The organism is Wolbachia endosymbiont (group A) of Rhinocyllus conicus (assembly GCF_947250775.1).
Taxonomy (GTDB): domain Bacteria; phylum Pseudomonadota; class Alphaproteobacteria; order Rickettsiales; family Anaplasmataceae; genus Wolbachia.
The window spans coordinates 652282-672329 of record NZ_OX366349.1 but is presented as its reverse complement, the minus strand read 5'-3'; the positions used below and the strand labels follow the sequence as shown (position 1 = coordinate 672329).

General features: G+C 34.9%; 13 protein-coding genes and 6 pseudogenes. 10 read left to right on the top strand and 9 right to left on the bottom strand.

All coding sequences use genetic code 11. From position 1 onward, the window contains the following. Positions 1 to 71 precede the first annotated feature (71 nt). Positions 72 to 290: a transposase gene (locus OOK92_RS03405; protein ID WP_264736254.1), complete on the top strand. Its 219-nt coding sequence runs from the start codon at positions 72 to 74 to the stop codon at positions 288 to 290. Positions 291 to 308: 18 nt separating this feature from the next. Here OOK92_RS03405 and OOK92_RS03400 read toward each other — a convergent pair. From OOK92_RS03400 to OOK92_RS03370, 7 genes and pseudogenes are all read right to left on the bottom strand, one after another. Beyond that, positions 309 to 656: pseudogene (locus OOK92_RS03400) on the bottom strand (IS110 family transposase); the annotation flags it as partial. A gap of 301 nt (positions 657 to 957) precedes the next feature. Further along, positions 958 to 2037 carry a DNA replication/repair protein RecF gene (gene recF / locus OOK92_RS03395; protein ID WP_264328634.1) on the bottom strand — a complete coding sequence of 360 codons (1080 nt, stop codon included), beginning with the start codon at positions 2035 to 2037 and terminating at the stop codon, positions 958 to 960. A 16-nt stretch (positions 2038 to 2053) separates the two neighbouring features. Continuing rightward, a complete protein-coding gene (gene bcp / locus OOK92_RS03390) occupies positions 2054 to 2521 on the bottom strand; it encodes a thioredoxin-dependent thiol peroxidase (protein ID WP_264736373.1) in 468 nt (155 codons plus the stop codon). A gap of 302 nt (positions 2522 to 2823) precedes the next feature. Further along, positions 2824 to 3087 (bottom strand): annotated as a pseudogene (locus OOK92_RS03385) (PD-(D/E)XK nuclease family transposase); the annotation flags it as partial. Between the two features lie 18 nt (positions 3088 to 3105). After that, positions 3106 to 3387: pseudogene (locus OOK92_RS03380) on the bottom strand (hypothetical protein); the annotation flags it as partial. Positions 3388 to 3806: 419 nt separating this feature from the next. Then, positions 3807 to 4823, bottom strand: a complete 1017-nt coding sequence (locus tag OOK92_RS03375; RefSeq protein ID WP_264732140.1) for an RDD family protein — start codon at positions 4821 to 4823, stop codon at positions 3807 to 3809. 314 nt (positions 4824 to 5137) lie between these two features. Beyond that, the gene (locus OOK92_RS03370; protein WP_264732138.1) at positions 5138 to 6226 is read right to left on the bottom strand and encodes a Fic family protein; all 1089 of its coding nucleotides are present in this window, start codon (positions 6224 to 6226) and stop codon (positions 5138 to 5140) included. 408 nt (positions 6227 to 6634) lie between these two features. Between OOK92_RS03370 and mnmG the strand changes: the two genes are divergently transcribed. The 6 genes and pseudogenes from mnmG to OOK92_RS03340 all read left to right on the top strand — a co-directional run bounded on the left by mnmG (position 6635) and on the right by OOK92_RS03340 (position 13381). Then, positions 6635 to 8656 carry a tRNA uridine-5-carboxymethylaminomethyl(34) synthesis enzyme MnmG gene (gene mnmG / locus OOK92_RS03365; protein ID WP_264736253.1) on the top strand — a complete coding sequence of 674 codons (2022 nt, stop codon included), beginning with the start codon at positions 6635 to 6637 and terminating at the stop codon, positions 8654 to 8656. Positions 8657 to 8661: 5 nt separating this feature from the next. After that, positions 8662 to 10329: an aminopeptidase P family protein gene (locus tag OOK92_RS03360; protein WP_264736252.1), complete on the top strand. Its 1668-nt coding sequence runs from the start codon at positions 8662 to 8664 to the stop codon at positions 10327 to 10329. 119 nt (positions 10330 to 10448) lie between these two features. Continuing rightward, on the top strand, positions 10449 to 10814 hold the full coding sequence (locus OOK92_RS03355; RefSeq protein ID WP_096641498.1) for a hypothetical protein: 366 nt from the start codon (positions 10449 to 10451) through the stop codon (positions 10812 to 10814). 126 nt (positions 10815 to 10940) lie between these two features. Then, positions 10941 to 11994 (top strand): annotated as a pseudogene (locus tag OOK92_RS08550) (IS3 family transposase). 63 nt (positions 11995 to 12057) lie between these two features. Further along, positions 12058 to 12240, top strand: a pseudogene (locus OOK92_RS03345) (transposase); the annotation flags it as partial. Between the two features lie 138 nt (positions 12241 to 12378). Then, positions 12379 to 13381, top strand: a protein-coding gene (locus OOK92_RS03340) for an IS630 family transposase (protein ID WP_264735405.1) whose coding sequence is annotated in 2 segments (ribosomal slippage) — positions 12379 to 12888 and positions 12890 to 13381 — 1002 coding nt in all. Because the reading frame shifts where the segments join, the coding sequence is not laid out codon by codon here. Between the two features lie 179 nt (positions 13382 to 13560). Here the strand turns inward: OOK92_RS03340 and OOK92_RS03335 are convergent. Beyond that, positions 13561 to 14757 (bottom strand): hypothetical protein, encoded by a 1197-nt coding sequence (locus tag OOK92_RS03335; RefSeq protein WP_264736251.1) that lies wholly within the window; start codon positions 14755 to 14757, stop codon positions 13561 to 13563. Positions 14758 to 15007: 250 nt separating this feature from the next. Between OOK92_RS03335 and OOK92_RS03330 the strand changes: the two genes are divergently transcribed. Further along, positions 15008 to 15793, top strand: a complete 786-nt coding sequence (locus tag OOK92_RS03330; protein ID WP_264736249.1) for an enoyl-ACP reductase FabI — start codon at positions 15008 to 15010, stop codon at positions 15791 to 15793. Here the strand turns inward: OOK92_RS03330 and secD are convergent. Continuing rightward, complete coding sequence (gene secD / locus OOK92_RS03325; RefSeq protein ID WP_264736371.1) at positions 15790 to 17307, bottom strand: protein translocase subunit SecD; 1518 nt, start codon at positions 17305 to 17307, stop codon at positions 15790 to 15792. The genes OOK92_RS03330 and secD overlap by 4 nt on opposite strands. Before the next feature lie 888 nt (positions 17308 to 18195). Between secD and OOK92_RS03320 the strand changes: the two genes are divergently transcribed. Further along, a complete protein-coding gene (locus OOK92_RS03320) occupies positions 18196 to 19152 on the top strand; it encodes an IS5 family transposase (protein ID WP_264735368.1) in 957 nt (318 codons plus the stop codon). A gap of 195 nt (positions 19153 to 19347) precedes the next feature. Then, positions 19348 to 19965 (top strand): annotated as a pseudogene (locus tag OOK92_RS03315) (transposase); the annotation flags it as partial. Positions 19966 to 20048 lie beyond the last annotated feature (83 nt).

Here is a 20048-nt window from a genome sequence, read left to right as displayed (position 1 = left end):
GACCTTCACAGGAGGGTGTAATAATGTATGGTTAGAGCGAACCACAATTGCAGCGTAATACAACCATAGTTATGGATAATGCTACATTCCATAAAACTCCCAAAACAAAGTCATTAATAGAGTCTTTTGGGTGTCATTTGCTTTATCTTCCAACATATTCACCTGATCTAAATCCGATAGAGCATTGTTGGCACACCATCAAAAGTCGCCTCAGACCTCTAATGCATCAATGTACAGACTTACACCTTTTAGTTGGTAATACCATTTTAGACGTTTATCATTCGTTTTAGAAAATACTATAACTGCTAACATTGTTTGCTTTTATGCCTTGCCTCAGGCAACATATCTTTGCTTAGAAAGAAAGCAATAGCTCTTGCATCATGCTTGTCTGTTTTGTGTATAGAGCAGCGCACAACTTCAAACTGTCCGGGAGCGACTATTACCACACGCTTAACGTAAGGTGAAACTGCATCATAAAAGAAACAGCTATTGCCTGTTGCTTCTATAGCCACTTTATCTGTTTCTTGAAGATTTTCGATAAAATTATCCAAGTCTTTTAAGCAAAACGTTTGAATATACTCTGGCTTCCCTTCTTGCAGATAACAAGCAGTAAAGCTATTAGTATAACTCCAATGTGACGCATTTTTTCCTCCAATTGCATATTTCAATATATCAGAGTACCGGTTGTTCCAAACTCCTATACGAGGTCATCACATTTTGTGAGCCTCGCCGGTGGCAGAATCTGGGTCACGAGGTCTTCTTCCTACACTCCATGTAAGAGCAGAAAGTGCCTCAAAAGGAGTACCAACCTGCCACCTATCCACTCTGAAAAGTTATTATCTTCTCTTGCTTTCAACCAAGCAATACTTATTCATATCATCTGGGTAAGGTCACAGTCATATAATAAAAGACCAAGGACGTAAGTATTTCTTTCCTTTTGCAGAAGAATATTGTCACTTATTTACTTAACAATTCAAAAAACTTGAAAGAATAAAGATAGCTATTGAAATTATCTTGATTTACATCAGTTATCCAAGTTTGACATTGAATACTTAACACTTCCTCTATTAACGCCTTTCTGTAATGTTTATCCAGATGAGACATTATATCATCAAGTAGAAGAAGTGGTGCCTTATTGTAATGAATACACCTTGCTTTTACACTGGATAAAATAATAGAAAGCAGTAATAACTTTTGTTCTCCAGTGGAGCACAGATTTATTGGTACGTTTCTTTTTTGACAAAAAACCCGAAAATTATCGTTATGCACACCAAGGGTTACTCTACCAGTCAATGAATCTTTTTCTCTGTTTTCCTTTAGACGATTCTGAAAGTATTCTGCAGTATCGTCCAAAGTTAGCTGGCTGCTGAATTTCAAACTTGCCTTCGGAAAAAGCTTACTGGAATGGTTATCAATTGTATCTTGTAATATTTTTAAAACAGACGATCGCATATGTAAAATACTAACTGCATTAACGGCCATTATGTTTTCAAGACTAGAGAACCAGTTTTTGTTCAAAATGTTCTCCCTCAATAGTTTACTTCGCTCATGTTTAGCTTTTCTATATTTCATGTAGCAGCAAGTGTAATTTTCTTCAAACAGTGAAACTATACGGTCTAAAAATTTTAATCTGTCACTTGGAGAATTAAGAAGAACATAGTCCATTTGTGGAATCAGCCATATTACATTGGATATCTTATACAGAGATGAATAACTTGATTGCGTTTTTCCATCAATTTGTATTAGTTTCTTATCAAAACTCTTTGCGATACCAATTGAATTAAAATCCGTTCCATTAAAAAAATCATAGTGCACTACCCAATCTTCATTACTGAATCTATTTTGTATCTCACTGGCTTTTGCTTTTTTCATTCCATTGCTTTTAGCAAGCAACGAGATTGCTTCAAGTATATTAGTTTTACCAATACCATTTTCGCCAGTTATTACAACTGAGCTATCATCTGAATCCAGTTCAAAGTTTGAGTGGCTACGAAAATTATGTAATTTCAGCTTTTTTATGTAGCAATGGGTAGCCATTAACCTATTCTTTAGTTTACATTCTCCTTACTTCTTCCAGAACCTCATCAACATGCCCACTAACTTTTACATTTTTCCAGATCTTCACTACTTTACCTTTTTTATCTATTAAAAAAGTAGTGCGCTCTATTCCCATATACTTTTTGCAAAACATACTTTTCTCTACCCAAACACCATATTTTTCCAACATTTCAGCATTCTCATCAGAAACTAAGGAAAATGGCAGAGAATATTTTGCTTTGAAGTTAGCGTGGCGCTTAACACTATCTTTTGATACACCAATTATCACTGTGTCAAGGGAAGAAAAATCATCTATTTTATCTCTAAAGCCTTTTGCCTCCATCCTACAACCCGGAGTATCGTCTTTAGGATAAAAATAAAGAACTACATTTTTTTTATCAAAAAATTCACTCAATGATAAATTTTCACCAGAATCTGTTGGTAAGCTAAAATCAGGTGCATTATTTCCTACTGCTAATTCCATACCTTGCTCCATTAATAACACTTTTATGGTATTATAGTAATATGGTGCATTATTTTCTACTGCTAATTCCATACCTCTCTCCATTAATACCACTTCTGTGGTATTATAGTAGTATGGTACATTATTTCCTACTGTTAATTCCATACTTTGCTCCATTGATAACACTTTTATCTATAGTAGTATATTGTAGTCAGAGTATCAAATTTTATATATAGCTAACAGATAAGATTCTTGATGGGGGCTTATTGATAAGTTTCTGCCTTGTATCTTGTAAAAAGCATCTAATGCTTTAAGCTTAAGCATTGTAAGTCATGCTCATTAGTTTCCTCATCTCTTATAGTATGGCTAGATATATAATTGGATTTCTTAGGAAACAAAATACAATTTGAAATCGCAATAAAGAAGACCTTCTTTAAATTAGTGTATCTGCCAGACTGTCTTGAGTAAACTTTACCAGCATATGCTTGTGCGCGTTTTTCAAAGCCCTTGTCGCGAGCGAGCTGCATTTCGACCACAAATGCAGCCTTGTAGAGAGGAGTATCATCACCATTGGTCTTAGCACTAATGTCACCTCCTTTTTCCACAAAATATTCTACTGCATTTAAATTACCTTGTTCAGCGGCTAAGTGTAAAGATGTATCGCTATATTCCCCTGTAACTTGTTCTTCACCTGGCTCAGGAGACAGAATTTGTTTGAGACCATCTAGAAAATCTAGAAAATCTTCTATATCTTCTATATCACCTAAAAGCTCCCTGGCTGTTTCTAGAGTTTTCTCCTGTCCACGTTTTGTAACTAAGTACCGATTGACTACCTGTAAACCACGCTTCCAACCCAGTTTATCTACCAGCCGATATGCACGATACATAAGGACTACTGAGTAATATATACCTCTTCCCATATCTCGCTTTGAACGACGAAGTTCACCCGTGTTATTTTCGTTTGAACTTACAATATCATCTATCAATCTGCTTATTTCTTCATGACTAATTTTATCATTAAGATTTCTTTGCTTTAAAACACCAGACTGTAATAGCTGAAGAATAATGTCTTTTTTAGTAGTACTACTTGATTGTTGTTGATTCATGTGCATTCCACCCCCTTAAGTATAACTAAAAATTACCCTCACCGTAAAACCAAATGGTTGTAAACAATTTATGTAAATATCAAATATAGCTTACTTGTAACACAGGTATTTTTAGTGTCAATAGTCTTTTTAATAAATTTTATGCAGATTAGAAATTGAATAGAAAAAAAGTAAGTATAAACCCACAACTGGAGAAGAAATCAGCTTGAAGGCTTATAATCTATTGCCACTGTCTTTGCAATTTTATCATGAAAAAACTGCTTACGTCTATCGAATATTGCAGATGTAAAAATTAGTATTATAGCTATAAAGGTTAAGCTTGATAAAGGGTCAAACCACCACTCAGAAGTATACTTATCAAGAGCATCAAAAAATGTATTCATAATTAATATAGAAATCAATATGAAGTTAATAACTTCAAACAAAACACACCTAATTATTGTTTGTATTAGAGTAGGATTTTTAAGTGTATTTATATCTTTAATGCAAATATAGCACAACAATTGCCCTAAAGTGCCACTAAGTCTTCTTGTTATAAATATTCCTAACACTATTGGTAGGAAAAAAAATAAATAAAAGTATATGATTAATATTTGAGATTTATCAGGGTGGAAAGTTGTTTTTACAAGAGAAACACAAAACAAAGAGGCTCCAATAATAATAAAACGATCAATAATATATGCTATAACACGCCTAGTTATTCCCACGCAGTTTAAATTTAAGTGGCATTTTTCAGGTCTGTAATCTATTACTACTGTTTTTGCAACTTTATCGTGGAAGAACTGCTTGCGTTTATCAAATACTGCGAATATTAAAACCAAGACTGGTAATATTAAAAACCACTCAGAAATACAGAAAGGTGCGAACACAAGCATCTTAAGAGAGCTTCTTATCACTACTTGCATTAAAGCAATATTTTCAAGTGTATTTGCATCTTTTATGTATATGCCACATAACAACTTTCCTGGAGTCCAGCCAAGTTTTGCTATCATTAATGTTTCCAATACTATAAGCAGTAATATTCCTAATACTCCTTCTTGCACTGAAAAGTCTGTATCAGTATAACTGAAGACAACATTAACAAGTTCAGTAAAGGGCTCACCTGATGATATGGACAAAATGAATAGAAAAAAGACTGGAAATATTATTTGATCAACTATAAACGCTATAACACGTTTATTAATTCCCGCATAGTTATCCATTTTTGTATCCAACATGATTGCCTAACATATCAGACTAGCAATTAAATAATAGTAAAATTGTTTGGATTAACCTGCTCCTTTCCTTGTCTTCTCTTGCTTACAACCGAGCAACCTGGGTAAGGTCATTTATTGGCATAAGTTTAACTTTTGCGTGTATGCTTAGCTGTTTGAGAGAGTTCACAGAAATATCGTATATTTTTAAAAAAATCACTCTGAAGCGTGCTTAATTTCAATAGCATCCACCCCATTCTGCTAGTACTCATGTCCTACGATGCCCTACTTGCCTTGAGTGCGTGCTTTTAACCCGAATTCTAGATTAGAAACAGTTTTTAGTTTGAAATCAAATCCTCATATTGCTTGCTAAGCTTGTATTTTCTTCCTCTGTTGGAAAAGTCTACAACCTCAATAAACCCCATTTCTACCCACTTTTTACAAAGCTGAGCACTGGTGCGAGGCTTAAAATTAAATAATTTGCCTACTTGACTAGCTGTAATCATGGAAAATTCCCCAAAGAGCTCAAGAGCCCTACGCTGTTTAGGATCAAGTTTACGTATAAGATCAGTCTGGTCAGTTCTGTGCCCTTCCTCGTTTATACGCTGTAAAACATTCTCAAATGCAATTGCCACACCTTCCACAAAATAATCTATCCACTTGGTAATATCTGCTTCAGCTCTTCCCATGTAATAGTTGTGCGATGGACCTATACTGATTGCTTCATAATACGCTCCTAGATTCTTGGCATAATATTCTTCCAATGAATAAAGTCCTTTTAGGTCATATCCACCAAGGTGTAAAATTAATGTAGTCAACAATCTTGCAGTACGACCATTACCGTCATAGTAAGGGTGAATTGTTACAAATTGATAATGCGCAATACCTGCAATAATTGGGCAAGGCACTTGCTCACTGTCACGAATCCAATCAATCATACTGCTCATGAGCTTTGGTACATCCTTTGCTTCAGGTGGCATATAAATTATTGCACGTGTACGGCTATCACGAATAACGTTTTGACCATCACGATAAGGTGTTGGTTTTATTTTAGATTTTCCACTTGCTATTACTAGAGCATGTAGTGTTTGAACAGCTTTCTCAGTAATGGGTATTCTCCTTGCTGCCCATTGTTCAATTCGAGTTAAGGCTGCATAATATCCTTTAACCTCATTTTCATCTCTCTTATACCTTGGGAAGTGACCTTTATGCTTTAAAATCTCTTCAATCTGTTTAGGTTCAAGTCGATTTCCTTCAATCATAGTAGAGTAGTGTGTTGTATAGAGCCTTGCAGTTTCACGAAGAGATGAAAGCATTGATACAGTGAGTGGTAAATGTAACACTTTTTCCTTTGCTGCTTCAATCCTCATAAGACAACCAGCGATTTTGGAGGTAATTGTATAATTTGGTGTAAATTTTATCGGCATAATATCTGCATTACATTACTTCTATATTATGCTGATAAAATGCAGATAATGCAACATTTGCAAATCTAAATACTGTAGATTACTTTCTGGATAGTTGATCTATTTCATTTATTGGCACAAGTTTAACTTTTGCGTGTCTGCTGACCTGTATAACCCCTTAGCTGTTTGAGAGAGTTCACAGAAATACTGTACATTTTAAAAAAAATCACTTTGAAGCGTGCTTAATTTCAATAGCATCCACCCCATTCTGCTAATAAATTTGAGCACTTTTCTTCAAAAGGGAAGGAAGAAAGTTTAAGCTAATCAAGTAAGGTTTCTGTTATTCCAGTGTGTAACATTGGAATAACAAGATTTGACATTAACCGTTGATAATCGGAATATTAGTAGAGTAGAATTACTCAAAAAAGCATGCATAAATATGACGTAGTAGTAGTAGGTGGTGGTCATGCAGGGTGCGAAGCTGCTGCTGCGGCAGCTCGCCTTGGTGCAAACACGCTGCTTATAACTCATAAAATTTCAACTATAGGAGAAATGTCCTGCAATCCAGCAATTGGAGGAGTTGCAAAGGGTGTTGTAGTCAGGGAAGTTGACGCTCTTGATGGAATAATGGGAAGAGCAATCGATCAAGCAAGCATACACTCAGTCATTTTAAATAGCAGCAGAGGTGCAGCAGTATGGGGACCACGTGCACAGGCAGACCGAAAATTATATAAGCAGGCAATACAGGAAATTATTCTAAATTATAACAATTTGACGGTAAAAGAAGAGTCAGTTGACAATTTTCTTATAGAAAGTAATGGCAATGGAGAACCGTGCATTAAAGCTGTAATGATAAGCTCAGGTGAACGTATATCAACAAGTAAAGTCGTTCTAACTACAGGGACTTTTCTGCGGGGTGTGATTCATATAGGAGAGCAAACAACTCCTTCAGGAAGAATGGGAGATAAGTCTGCAGTAGAACTTGCAAATACGTTGAAGAAGTATGATTTTAGATTAGGTAGACTGCGTACCGGAACTCCACCAAGGCTTGATCGTAATACTATAAACTGGTCAATATTGCAAGAACAAGTGGGTGATAACCCACCTGTGCCGTTTTCTTATCTCACAGAAAAAATTAACCAACCTCAGGTATCATGCTTTATTACCCATACTAATGAAAATACGCATAAAATAATTAGAGAAAATCTTCATAGGTCAGCTTCTTCGTATTTGGATGACATTGTTGCACCAAGATACTGCCCATCCATTGAAGTTAAAGTTAATAAATTTGCAGAAAAAAGTAGTCACCAAATATTTTTAGAACCAGAAGGGCTGGATGATGATACTGTATACCCAAACGGAATTTCAAATTCATTGCCTGTTGAAGTGCAAAATGAAATGATAAAGAGTATCAAAGGACTTGAAAACGCAGAAATATTGAGGTCTGGATATGCAGTTGAGTATGACTATATTGATCCACGAGAACTAAGCCATACTCTTGAAATTAAGAAAATTAAAGGTCTATATTTTGCTGGCCAAATTAATGGCACCACTGGATATGAAGAAGCAGCAGGGCAAGGAATTATCGCCGGAATTAATGCAGCACTCTCTGCATCTGAAAAAAAAGAAAGCTTTGTTCTTCACCGCACAGATTCATATATCGGTGTAATGATAGATGATTTGGTCACCAAAGGGGTGATCGAGCCTTACAGATTATTTACCTCACGTGCAGAATATAGGCTAGCTATCAGGTCAGACAATGCGGATAGAAGATTAACACAAAAAGGTTATGATATTTCCCTTGTTTCGCATGAGAGATACTCTGTTTTACAGAATAAACTTAAATCCATTAAGCAGCTTGAAGAGAAGTTAGGGAGTCTGACGATTACTCCTGAGCAGCTTAGGTCTTATGGTATTAAAATATCTTATGATGGGATAAGAAAAACGGCACTAGATTTACTCAGCTATCCAAACATCGACTGGAATAAATTACAAGAAATATGGCCGGAGTTAAGCAGCATCACGCGCTGCATAACGGATACTGGATCCTCTTCCGTCATCTCAGGACACTCTCATATCATCCGAGTAGCTGACACTAGGATCCAGGAAAAAAGCAGCGTTACGCGCTGGAATGACGCCGCAATGGGTAGCATAACTAAGAATGAAATATGCGAAGCAGTTGAAATTGAAGCAAAATACAAACCTTACCTAATAAGACAAGAAGCGGATATGAAGTTTTTACGAGAGGAAATTAACACTCAAATTCCAATTGATTTTAACTATTCACAAGTTAAAGGCCTGTCAAGTGAAGTAATAGAAAAGTTGCAGACGATAAAACCAGCGACGATTGGCATTGCAAAGCAAATACAAGGCATCACTCCCGCAGCGATAGTGAGCATATTAGTGTACCTTAGGAATAAGAAAACGAAAGTAGCTGCTAGTTTTGCGTGAGGTATATGTCAAAAATCGAAGAATTTCGTTCTTTTATGTGTGAAACAAATGTTGACGCATTTATGTTGCATACTAAAGATGAATATTTAAATGAGTATTCAGAGGAGCTAACAAAGCTGTGTGGCTTTACAGGAACAAATGGGCTACTTATCGTTACAAAAGACAACAAGTGCCCATTTTTTACGGATGGACGCTATATCACACAAGCTCGCAATCAGCTCGATCGGGGCAATTTTCAAGTATATAATATACAAGAAGAGGATCCACGCGAATGGGTAAAAGCAAACTTAACATTGACCACCTCACTAGGTTACTATTTGCAATATTTTACCATAGAAGATATAAGAAAGTATGAGAATATCTGTAAATTAATACCCTGTTTAGCTGGAAAAAAAAGTGACTATCGAAAACAAGCAGTGGTTTTACATTCTATTAAATATGCTGGTGAAAGTAGCAAGAATAAATGTGAAAAAGTCGCTAAAAGCATAGATAAAGAAGCTGAAGCAGTGCTTTTAACTGATCCAAATTCAATTTCATGGCTATTAAATTTAAGAAATGAAAATGCCAAATATACTCCATGTATATTGGGCCGTGCTATATTGTATAAAAGCGGTAATGTTGATTTGTTTATTCAAGATAAAGAACATTCAACTATAGAAGCAAATTTAGGCAATCATATAAATATTTTTGATATTAGTGAGCTAGAAAATTCGCTGCACAAGCTAAATTCAATAGTTATAGATCCAAACACAACTCCAATGAGTATCATGGCTGTAATAAAAGATAAACAGGTAGCTGAAAGAGAAGATCCTTGTCTAATTTATAAAGCAGTAAAAAACCAAACTGAAATAGCTGGGGCTATAAATGCGCATATCAGAGATGGAGTGGCAGTTACAAACTTTCTACATTGGCTTGAAAGTAATGTTGGTACAGAACTTGAAGCTGAAGAAAAGATTTTAGAATACAGAAAAGAACAGAATTTGTTTAAGCAACCAAGTTTTTCAACAATTTCCGCATTTAATGAAAATGGTGCAATAATTCACTATCGTGCAAGCAGTAAGACGAATAAGGTAATTCAGAAAAGTGGACTATATTTGATTGACTCTGGTGGCCAATACCTTAATGGCACAACTGATGTGACAAGAACTGTAGTGGTTGGTAATCCGACTAGTGAGCAAATAACCCACTATACAATAGTATTGAAAGCTCACATTGCTGTAGCAAGTGTCATCTTTCCTTCTGGCACTACTGGTGGAGAATTGGATATATTGGCACGTACGCATTTATGGAAATTTGGAATGGACTATATGCATGGTACAGGGCATGGAGTAGGAAGTTACCTATCAGTACACGAAGGACCACAAGCAATATCAAAGGGCAATAAAGTGAAACTCACGCCAGGAATGATACTTTCCAACGAACCTGGTTATTACATTCCGGGAGAGTATGGAATAAGAATTGAAAATCTGATGTATGTCGACAGACAAGAAAATAGCTTTTTACATTTCAAACAACTGACCTTCATTCCATATGATAGAAGGCTAATAGATGTGCAAATGCTTACTAAAGATGAAATTGAATGGATAAATAGCTATCATCAATTTGTCTATGAAAACTTAGAAAATAGCGTAAAAGATAAGGAATGGTTAAAGAAGGTATGTGACCATTTGTAAGCAAAGGAGCATTTTTTATTGTTTAAAAAGTATTAATGCAATTGTGATAGGTATTTTGTATTGTTTTTAATTTAAAAACGATATATAATAAAGAATACGTATTTTTAGGTAGACATATTATGATAGACAAAGGACAAGAAGATGAATTTATGAAGCAGTATATGGATACTTGCAAAGAGCAAATAGAAAAATTAGCCAAGGATCCTGAATTGCTTAATCAGACTTTAAAACCATTTATGCAAATGTCCCAGCAGCTTATGGCTGGCGGTATGTTAGAAGGGGCTATGCCTGGCATGGTACCTGATTTGGGTAGTATGGATGTTAACAAGATGATTGCTCAGATGAAGGAAATGATTGACTACATAAGAGGTAACTATAAGGAACTAATGAAAGAGCATAGCTCGCAGATTCAAGAGCTTGATGAATCCAGTAAAAAGCTAAGAGGCTTAGTTAAAAAATTGATAGAAAAGATCGAAAGTAAATAAACAATATCTAACGCAAGTCTCTTCTGTCATTCTATGCACAGCTGCATAAGTGTCTAGTGACCTTACCCAGAAAAAGTAGAGAGAAAGTTAAGACGTTTTTGGAGTAAAATAAAACGTTTTTTCAAAATATGGCAAATAGAAGCAGCAGGATTCAAATTAGAAGCTGTTAAGCTGGTTAAAGAAACAGAAGTAAAAAAATAGCAAAAGATCTAGGCATAGATGGCAGTATGTTAAGTAAATGGGTAAGAAAATATGATGGAAAAATGTCAGAAGCATACGCATTTCCAGACAAAGGCTCCTTATGACAAAGAAAGATTTGATCTAAAAAAAGAACTAGCAAGAGTAACAAGAGAAAGAGACATTAAAAAAAAAGCCCTGACCAAACAAAAAGAGTAAAGTATTCTTTTATATAGAAATTGCTATAAAATACAGGAACTATGTAGGGTTTTAGACATATCTGCTGGTGGTTATTATAAATGGGTTGCTAAGGGAAAAAGCAGTAAGGAATTAGCAAGAGATGGGCTTCTAGCAGATATTCAAAAAAAGCATCCAAATGCAGATCCCTAAAATTCACGCTGAATTAAAAGCTTTAGGCAAAAATTAAAACAGTACAAAGTGTTATGCAGAAAAATGGTATTCGGGCTATATTGAGAAGAAAATTTAAAACTAAGAAGCAACAAACGGACAATAGAGTCGTAGCTCTCAATATATTAGACCAAAACTTTATTGTCGATCAACCAAATAAAATATGGGATTACTTATATAAAAACCAAAGAAGGATGGCTATATTTGGCAGGATCTATATTCACGCATGGTAGTTAATGAGTAGCTCAATAAATAAACAATTGGTTGTTGACTCTTTATTGATGGCCGTTAATAAGCGCAAACCCGATAAAAATCTGCTGTTACATAGCGATCAAGGGTCACAATATACTTCGCAAGGTTATCAATATCTCTTATCCATAAAAAACATGGATGAGTCATAAAGGTTGTTGTTACGACAATTCTGTTGTGGAAAAGTTCTCTAAAAAGGGAGTTACCAATAGACACCTCTCTGCACTCTAAACGGTATATCAAAACTGCCATATTTGAATACATAGAAATCTTTTATAACAAACAACGTAGGCATTCTACTATTAATTATTGCATTCCTGCACAATTTGATGCATCATTCTCATGACAAAAACGTCTTAACTTTCTCTCCACTTTTTCTGGGTAAGGTCAGTCTGAAAGAACGAGAAAATTAATAGAAAGTGTTGGATGTAAAGTTTTATTTTTGCCGCCATACTCGCCTGATTTAAATCCAATTGAGAAGTTCTGGTTTGCCATCAAGCATGCCATAAAAAAAAAGCGCTGCCAAGCTTTTGGCCCGATATCAATTCGGCTATTGATTTTGTTTTTCAGCACTCGGGGAAACCTTACTTAGGTTAGCTATATACAGCATATTTATAAGTATAATAAGATTATATTAAAATTTACTTATACCAATTCCCACTATACAAAGAACAGATAGAAGATAATGGAAAAAAAGCTATACTAAAGTAAGTGAAATAGCGAGGTTTAAATGGCATTAAGGTCAAAACTATTAGACGAAAAAGTTGTAAATTTGGCGAAAGAAATGTTAAAAAAGGTCAGAAATAATGCATATGTTTCAAAAAAGTTACAAGCGGTAATAGCAGGAAAAGAAAGTAGTATAAGCGCTGTAGCAAGAATATGTAAAATTTCAAGGACTGCTTTGACTGAATGGATAAAGCATCTAAAATTTGGTAGAGTAGAAAAACTATTTGCCCCGTCTCAGCGGCGAAGAAAAAGCAAATTAAACAAAAATCAACGTAAGCAAATTGAAATATGGGTAGAAAAAAATCCAAATATTACTATTAAGGAAGTGCGAATAAAAATCTCAGAGGAATTTGACCTAAACATCGGTAAATCAACAGTGCACCGTGAGATACAAAGGATGAAATTTTCTTACATAACACCAAGGCCAATGCACCATAAACAAGATAAAAACAAGCAAGAAGAGTTTAAAAAATACTTCAATAAAATAGTCAATTCCCACCCTGAAAAGGAGGTATTTTTTTGATGAATCACGATTTGGAACTCATTCAAAAATCGGACACGGATGGTTCAAAAAAGGGATCAGAACGCAGGTTAAAATAAAAATCGGTAGACAAAATTTCTATATCTACAGTGCGGTAAATCCAAGAAGTGGTAAGGAAATTAGCCTACTTGCTCCATATGTAAACACTGATTGTATGAATATATTTCTGGAGCAGATGTCGAAAGATTTAGGCACGAAAGAAGCCTTTCTTGTAATGGATTGTGCAAGTTGGCATAGATCAAAAAGTTTGAAATTTCAGGAAAACATTACCATTATATACTTGCCTCCTTATTCACCTGAACTGAATCCTGTTGAGAGGTTGTGGCAATATATCAAACACAATACTTTACGCAACAGAGTCTACGATACCATAGGCTTACTTGAAGATGTTGTGTGTAATTTTATTGTCAGTATTTCCAGCACTACTATTAAACGAGTTTGTAATGTTTCTTATTTGTTCGATTAGTAATGGAATTTGGTATTACTTATTAATATGCTTGATTAGATATAAGTAAAATGTCATATGGGATGGCTTTGTTAGCTGCTTTAGGTGGTGATAAATGGATAGTCAAGCAAAATTACATTTGTAACTTTACTTGACTTGTCCGTTTTTTTATATCTTTATTACAATCATAACCTCTAGCCCTAAATTACACCTCTTGCTGTATTAGATGGACGTAGAACAGGACCCAATTTTGCGTTTAGTTGTTCTGGAAGACTTTCTAAAAGATCCATAACTAGTTTTGGCTGCTCAGGCTCAGCAGAATCAAGATTACTGCTTGGTTGTGAATCTTTCGGTTGCACGGTAGAGCAAGCTTCTTCGTATGATGGTGGTTGTTGTACTTCTGAAAGATTTGGGTACAATCTTGGCTGCTTAGGTCCATCGTATGGTGGTGCCGAAGGTTTTTTACCATAATCGCCTACTTCTGTTTCTTCTTGTTCTAATTTCTTCACATCTTCAGTATTAGTTGCTTTATCTACATATTTTGGTCCTTCTATAAAGTCTTGCATTTCTTTTGCAAAACTATGCTCTAGATAACAACTTGCTAAGTAAGCTACACCTGCTATTATAAGTGCTAACGTTGCAACAACCAAAAATGGAGTTGCTGTATACATAAGAGCCTCTAAAAAACCACCACCTTTAGTCGTTACATCAAATGCCATCAATGCTATCAATGGAACAATCAATAAAGACATTGCGACAAAACCAGAAGTACAAAGTGTACGATATACTATTTTATTATAATGCTTTATTTTCTTTATTTTACTGTTAAGGCTTTGATATATTTCGTGAATGTTAGTGTTGTTAACATAATCTTCTAGTTCTTCTGAAATCTCAGCCTCTAATTCTTTAACATCATTTTTTAGTATAGAATAGTATTTTTGCTTCAATTGAACACTCAATACTGATTTACCACCATCCAGAACATTTAAAATATCTTTTTTGCATAACTCAATTTCTTTAGAAATTTCAGAATTGTGTTGTAGCTGAGCTTCTTGTATATCTTGATCCATTTTGGCCTGTAATTTTTTACTGATCTCACCAAAATCTTTGGATAAATCCCTATGAGCAAGATATTTTAATATAACAGGTAAAGCTAGCGCATTTTCTTTATAAAGTGAAGACAAAAGCTCTAAAGCGAAAGAATTAGGTATTGCTTCTCTTGGTAGAGTTAAAGTTAAAGTTGAATCGTAGGGATACTCGATAACTAACTTTACTGAAGAATCTTTGAATCCTTTTCGATCATCTATATGAAATACCCTTTCAGCAAAGAAGTTTTCTAATTTCTCAAAAGGACAACAGTTTTTCTCTAATTTTACTTTTATAATACTTCTTAACATCGTAACCTCATTAATTATTTTATGCACGCAGTTTAACACTATTTTAATTACTTGTCAAGAAAGTGTAATTATTAACTATAATATTTAATTAATAAAGCTTTGTTTTTTTAATAAAAAGCAATCTAAGAAACTCTCATCGCTGCCTTTTTGTTAACAGTGGTATTAGACTTCAAGTTACTGCAAAAAATGTTTTAAAACATAATTGACTTTATCTAGTTAATACTCCAAACTATAAAAAACAGATAGTTCTATGACAACAAGTCTATTACAAGGCAAAAAGGGATTAATAACCGGAATAATAAATAAGAGATCAATAGCATACGGTATAGCAAAAACTCTCTCAGAGCACGGAGCAGAACTTGCAATCACCTACCAGAACGAAATAGTAAAAGAAAAATTATTACCGATAGTAGATGAATTAAATGTGGAGCTAATATTACACTGTGATGTTTCAAATACAGAAATCATAGATAACGCTTTTGAAATAATAGAGAAAAAATGGGGTACTCTTGACTTTTTGGTGCATGCAATAGCATTCTCCGATAAAAATGAGTTAAATGGTAAATATGTCGATACTTCACTGAACAACTTTCTCAATGCAATGCATATATCGTGCTATTCTTTCACTGCTTTAGCGCAAAGAGCTGAAAAAATGATGTCAGGTGGTGGTAGTTTACTTACTTTATCTTATTATGGCGCTGAAAAAGTTATGCCAAATTATAACGTTATGGGTTTATGTAAAGCAGCACTTGAAGCAAGTGTAAAATATATAGCATGTGATCTCGGGCCACAAAATATCAGAGTAAATGCAATTTCCGCTGGTCCAATCAGAACTTTAGCATCTTCTGGAATAAGCGATTTTCACCTCATATCAGAATGGAATAGAAATAATTCTCCGCTTAGACGCAATGTTACAATAGAGGATGTTGGCAAGGCAGCGTTATACTTATTAAGCGACTTAAGTAGTGGCACTACTGGAGAAATTTTGCACGTCGATTCAGGATATAACGTTGTGGGAATGAAGGTGGTTGACTAACAAAGCACTAGTTCCTTCGGGTTCATACACAACTCTATCAGGAGTTTTGTGACTGTGATTGCAGAAAACATCGAACATAAAATTCCTATTGATAAAGTGACAGAAAAGCCTCTAATTGCTCCGCTGCCAATAATGAACATTATTCCTGCAGCAATGAGTGTTGTGATATTTGAATCCAGTATTGTCTTTATAGCGTTTTTAAACCCTTCTTCAATAGCACGTTCCACTCTCTTGCCAGATTTGATTTCCTCGCGAATTCGCTCAAATATTAAAACATTTGCATCCACCGCCATACCGACAGTGAGTGCAATACCTGCAATTCCAGGTAAAGTTAGAGTTGCTTCAAGCAGAGTGAGAATTGATAATATAAGAATTACATTAGAAAAAAGCGCAACAGAAGCTAATATACCTAATTTGCCGTAAGTGATAATTATAAATAAAGCCACGGCTATAATAGAGATTGTTGCTGCCATTTCCCCTGCCTTTATTGATTCTTCTCTAAGGCTTGGGCCAATGTTTTTTTCTTCAATTATTTTAAGTGGTGCTGGCAGTGCTCCAGATTTTAAAAGTATTGCAAGTTCGCTTGCTTGTTTTTCAGTGAAATTACCGCTAATTTCTCCCTCTCCATTTAAAATTGGCTCACGTATTGTAGGTACTGTTAAGACTGTGTTATCCAGAACAATTGCAAAAGGTTTTCCCACATTTTCTTTAGTGATTTTCGCGAATCTTTTACTCGCTATGCTGTCAAATTTAAAATGCACTGTTGGTTTACCTAAGTGACCAAATCTAACTGATGCGTTAACCAGCGAATCGCCACCTATTTCAGTTTTGCGGAATATTGGATAAGAATTACCTAAAGAATCCTTGAGCATGACAGTAGTTTCGTGATCTATATCCTGCACCTTGGCTATGTTAGTGTTTGCCAAATGAAAAGCTAGCTTAGCAGTTTTGCCAAGCAGAGATTTTATCTGCTCGGTGTCTTCTACTCCAGGCACCTGCACTAATATTTTATTCTGCCCTTGTTTTTGAACGCTGACTTCCTTTGTGCCAAGTTTGTCCAAACGGCGCTGGACATTGTTTATTGATTCTGCAGCTACTTCACTGATCAAAGAATTTTTATAATGGGGTTTATACGAAATGAGAATTGAAGAATCTTTTCTATTTAGCTCTAAATTTGGATTTATCGCATTAATCAACACAGATGCTTTTTTATAATCATCAATATTATTTAAAGTTACAATTACTTGTTCGCTATTTTGTACGTTAGATTCAATATTTTTTGTTAGCAATGTCTCTTTTATCTCACCTGCTAGCATGCCTAGCTTTTCCTTAAAATAGAAGTCTAAGTCTATGTTTAGAAGCAAAGATGCCCCTCCTTTCAGGTCAAGGCCTAAGTTTATTCTTTTTTTCGAAATAAAAAGCTTATTATCAAAGAAATTTGGCAGTGTTATGTATAAAGCAAGTAAACAGATGCATAACACTGAAAAAGATTTGACTATAAGCCTGTTGTACATAAGTTGTAGGTTTAAAATTGCAGTGTAAGTTAAAAATAGATTTTTGTAAAATTCTCTATTGCCCAAATAACCTATGGTGTCATCCAAGTAGCTGACAACATAGAAACGAAAAAATTGCTTGACAAACTCCGCCAGCCCCCTTATCATGAAACTCAAGGTATTCAGTTATCTTCATCTGTGCAGATTAAACAGCAAGAAAACAACGTAGTTGGCGTCTTATTTTTAATTTTTTGCACTATGTGCACCTTATGTCTTCACAACATTTCTGGGTTTTTACCCACACAAGCTGAAACGCGCTTATAAGTCGTTTAAGACAGTATAGTACGCCAATTTGCAGGATTAGAGAGTGAACACTAATTACCACGGGGTTTCTTTTGCCTTTTTTTCTGCTTAGTAAATTTCTTAAACATTTAAACAAAGGTGAGTTGCATTTAAAAGCAGCTAAATTGCAGTGTTTAAGACTTAAAAAACGCCAATACTGAAAGTAGACAATAACTAGGGCTTCTTTTGCCTTTTTTTTCGTTTGGTAAATTTCTTAAATATTTATGGCTAAACGACAACCGTCATCCCGCTACGTGTTAGCGGGATCTCTTGTTAGCGGCTGAGATACCGCGAATGAATCGCGGTATGACGGTTAAGTATCCCGCTACTTGTTAGCGGCTAAGAGATACCGCGGCGGTATGACGGTGTAGATAGTAATTCGTCATCCCGCTACGTGTTAGCGGGATCTCTTGTTAGCGGCTGAGATACCGCGAATGAATCGCGGTATGACGGTTAAGTAGGGTGTCATTCCAGTCTGGGATGGCTTTGTTGCATAGCAACCGAAAAAATCTGGTGGCTACTGACAAAATTCATTATAAATAACCATTTAACTGTTGAAGAAAAAATATGCCACAGAAAATGAAAGTCAGTAACCAAAACGAATATAACAAATTCCTTGAAAAAAGGGGAAATATTTTTCGTTACATCGATGAAGCTATCGAAAATTGGTATGAAAATAGTCCAAAAATGCAGGGCGGCAACTATATTTACAGTGATAAAGTCGTAATTTTGGTGCATATAATTGTCAATCTTTTTAGAATTGGGTTAAGACAAACGGTGGGGTTTATAAAAGGATATCTGCAACAAATAGGAAAAAATTTGGCAGTTATCAGCTATTCACAAGCATCAAGAAGGTTTAAAAAACTTAATATTAAGATAAATGATTGCAGGGTTGATAAAAGCAACATGGAAAATATTGAAATTATCATAGATAGCACAAGTATCAGCATTTACAGTAACACTCCTGGCCACAGTAAGGAAAACAGTGCAGATAGAAAGTACCGAAGCTACGAGCAAGTAAGAAAGTTACATGTTATGTTAAGTGTGAATAGTAAAAAAGCTATAGCTGCAAGATACAGTAATGGCGTCTACTCTGACCACTATGGAGCTTGCGATTTGCTTGAAGAAGTTAATTTTCAGCACAAAATAAAAGCATTATATGCAGATAGGGCATACGATAGGCACAAACTTTATAAATTGTGTAAGAAATACGATATAAAGACAAAAGTTCTACCAAAAAAGGATGCAGCAGAACATTCAAAAATAGATTATATGTCTGACAGGAATGCTGCTATTAGGTTAATAAAATTATATGGACAAGATGGTGTAAAAGAGTGGAAAAAGGAAGCAATTTATGGAAAGAGATCTTACATAGAAGGATTTTTCTCAAGGTTGAAGCAAGTATTTGGATTTAGCTTTAGGAATAAATCTGAAGTAAATCGTGAAAAAGAATTACTAATTAAGTGCTATTTGCTCAACAAATTCACTGATATTGGTATGGCTAAATTTGAAATCATTACATAAATTTGTCGTAAACCATCACTGCTTAAGGTGCTATGCAACAAAGCCGTCTGGGATCCAGTCTTTATTATGCAGCCACTTGGTTAAAATTAAGTTTTCTGGATCCCAGACGGCTTTGTTGCATCGCTCAAGTGAAAAGAACTGGCAGTTACTGACAAAATTCATTATAAATAGCCATTTAACCGTTGAAGAAAAAATATGCCACAAAAAATGAGAGTCAGTAACTGCCATGAATATAACAAATTTCTCCAAGAAAGAGGAAGCATTTTTTGTTATATCAATGACGCCATAGAAAATTGGTACGAGAATTGTCCAAAAATGCAGGGCGGCAACTATATTTATAGTGATAAAGTTGTGATTTTAGTGCATATAATCGTCAGTTTCTTTAGAATTGGTTTAAGACAAACAGTCGGGTTTATAAAAGGGTATTTGCAACAAATAGGAAGAGATTTGGCAGTTATCAGCTATTCACAAGCATCAAGAAGGTTTAAGAAACTTAATATTAAGATAAATGATTGCAGAATTGATAAAAATAATATGGAAGATATCGAAATTGCTATGGACAGTACAGGAATTAGTATATACAACAACACTCCTGGTCACAGCAAGGAAAATAGCACTGACAGAAAATATCGTGGCTATGAGCAAACGAGAAAATTGCACGTAATGTTGAATATAAACAACAAAAAAGCCATAGCTGTAAAATACAGTAACGGTGTCTACTCTGATCACTATGGAGCTTGTGATTTGCTAAAAGAAGTTGATTTTCAGCATGCCATAAAAGCACTATATGCAGATAGAGCATGTGATAGGCACATACTGTAATTGCTGTTGAATGATGGAGAGACATACTCCATTATTTTAACACGAAGTAACGAATTCAGTAGAATAAGTTCTTC

What these genes read in the sequence shown, in the direction of transcription:
- mnmG (WP_264736253.1), top strand. Translation starts at nt 6,635, where the DNA reads ATGCATAAATATGACGTAGTAGTAGTAGGTGGTGGTCATGCAGGGTGC.
- OOK92_RS03320 (WP_264735368.1), top strand. Translation starts at nt 18,196, where the DNA reads ATGCCACAGAAAATGAAAGTCAGTAACCAAAACGAATATAACAAATTC.
- OOK92_RS03360 (WP_264736252.1), top strand. Translation starts at nt 8,662, where the DNA reads ATGTCAAAAATCGAAGAATTTCGTTCTTTTATGTGTGAAACAAATGTT.
- OOK92_RS03355 (WP_096641498.1), top strand. Translation starts at nt 10,449, where the DNA reads ATGATAGACAAAGGACAAGAAGATGAATTTATGAAGCAGTATATGGAT.
- bcp (WP_264736373.1), bottom strand. Translation starts at nt 2,521, where the DNA reads ATGGAATTAGCAGTAGGAAATAATGCACCTGATTTTAGCTTACCAACA.
- OOK92_RS03405 (WP_264736254.1), top strand. Translation starts at nt 72, where the DNA reads ATGGATAATGCTACATTCCATAAAACTCCCAAAACAAAGTCATTAATA.
- recF (WP_264328634.1), bottom strand. Translation starts at nt 2,037, where the DNA reads ATGGCTACCCATTGCTACATAAAAAAGCTGAAATTACATAATTTTCGT.
- OOK92_RS03330 (WP_264736249.1), top strand. Translation starts at nt 15,008, where the DNA reads ATGACAACAAGTCTATTACAAGGCAAAAAGGGATTAATAACCGGAATA.
- OOK92_RS03370 (WP_264732138.1), bottom strand. Translation starts at nt 6,226, where the DNA reads ATGCCGATAAAATTTACACCAAATTATACAATTACCTCCAAAATCGCT.
- OOK92_RS03335 (WP_264736251.1), bottom strand. Translation starts at nt 14,757, where the DNA reads ATGTTAAGAAGTATTATAAAAGTAAAATTAGAGAAAAACTGTTGTCCT.
- secD (WP_264736371.1), bottom strand. Translation starts at nt 17,307, where the DNA reads ATGTACAACAGGCTTATAGTCAAATCTTTTTCAGTGTTATGCATCTGT.
- OOK92_RS03375 (WP_264732140.1), bottom strand. Translation starts at nt 4,823, where the DNA reads ATGTTGGATACAAAAATGGATAACTATGCGGGAATTAATAAACGTGTT.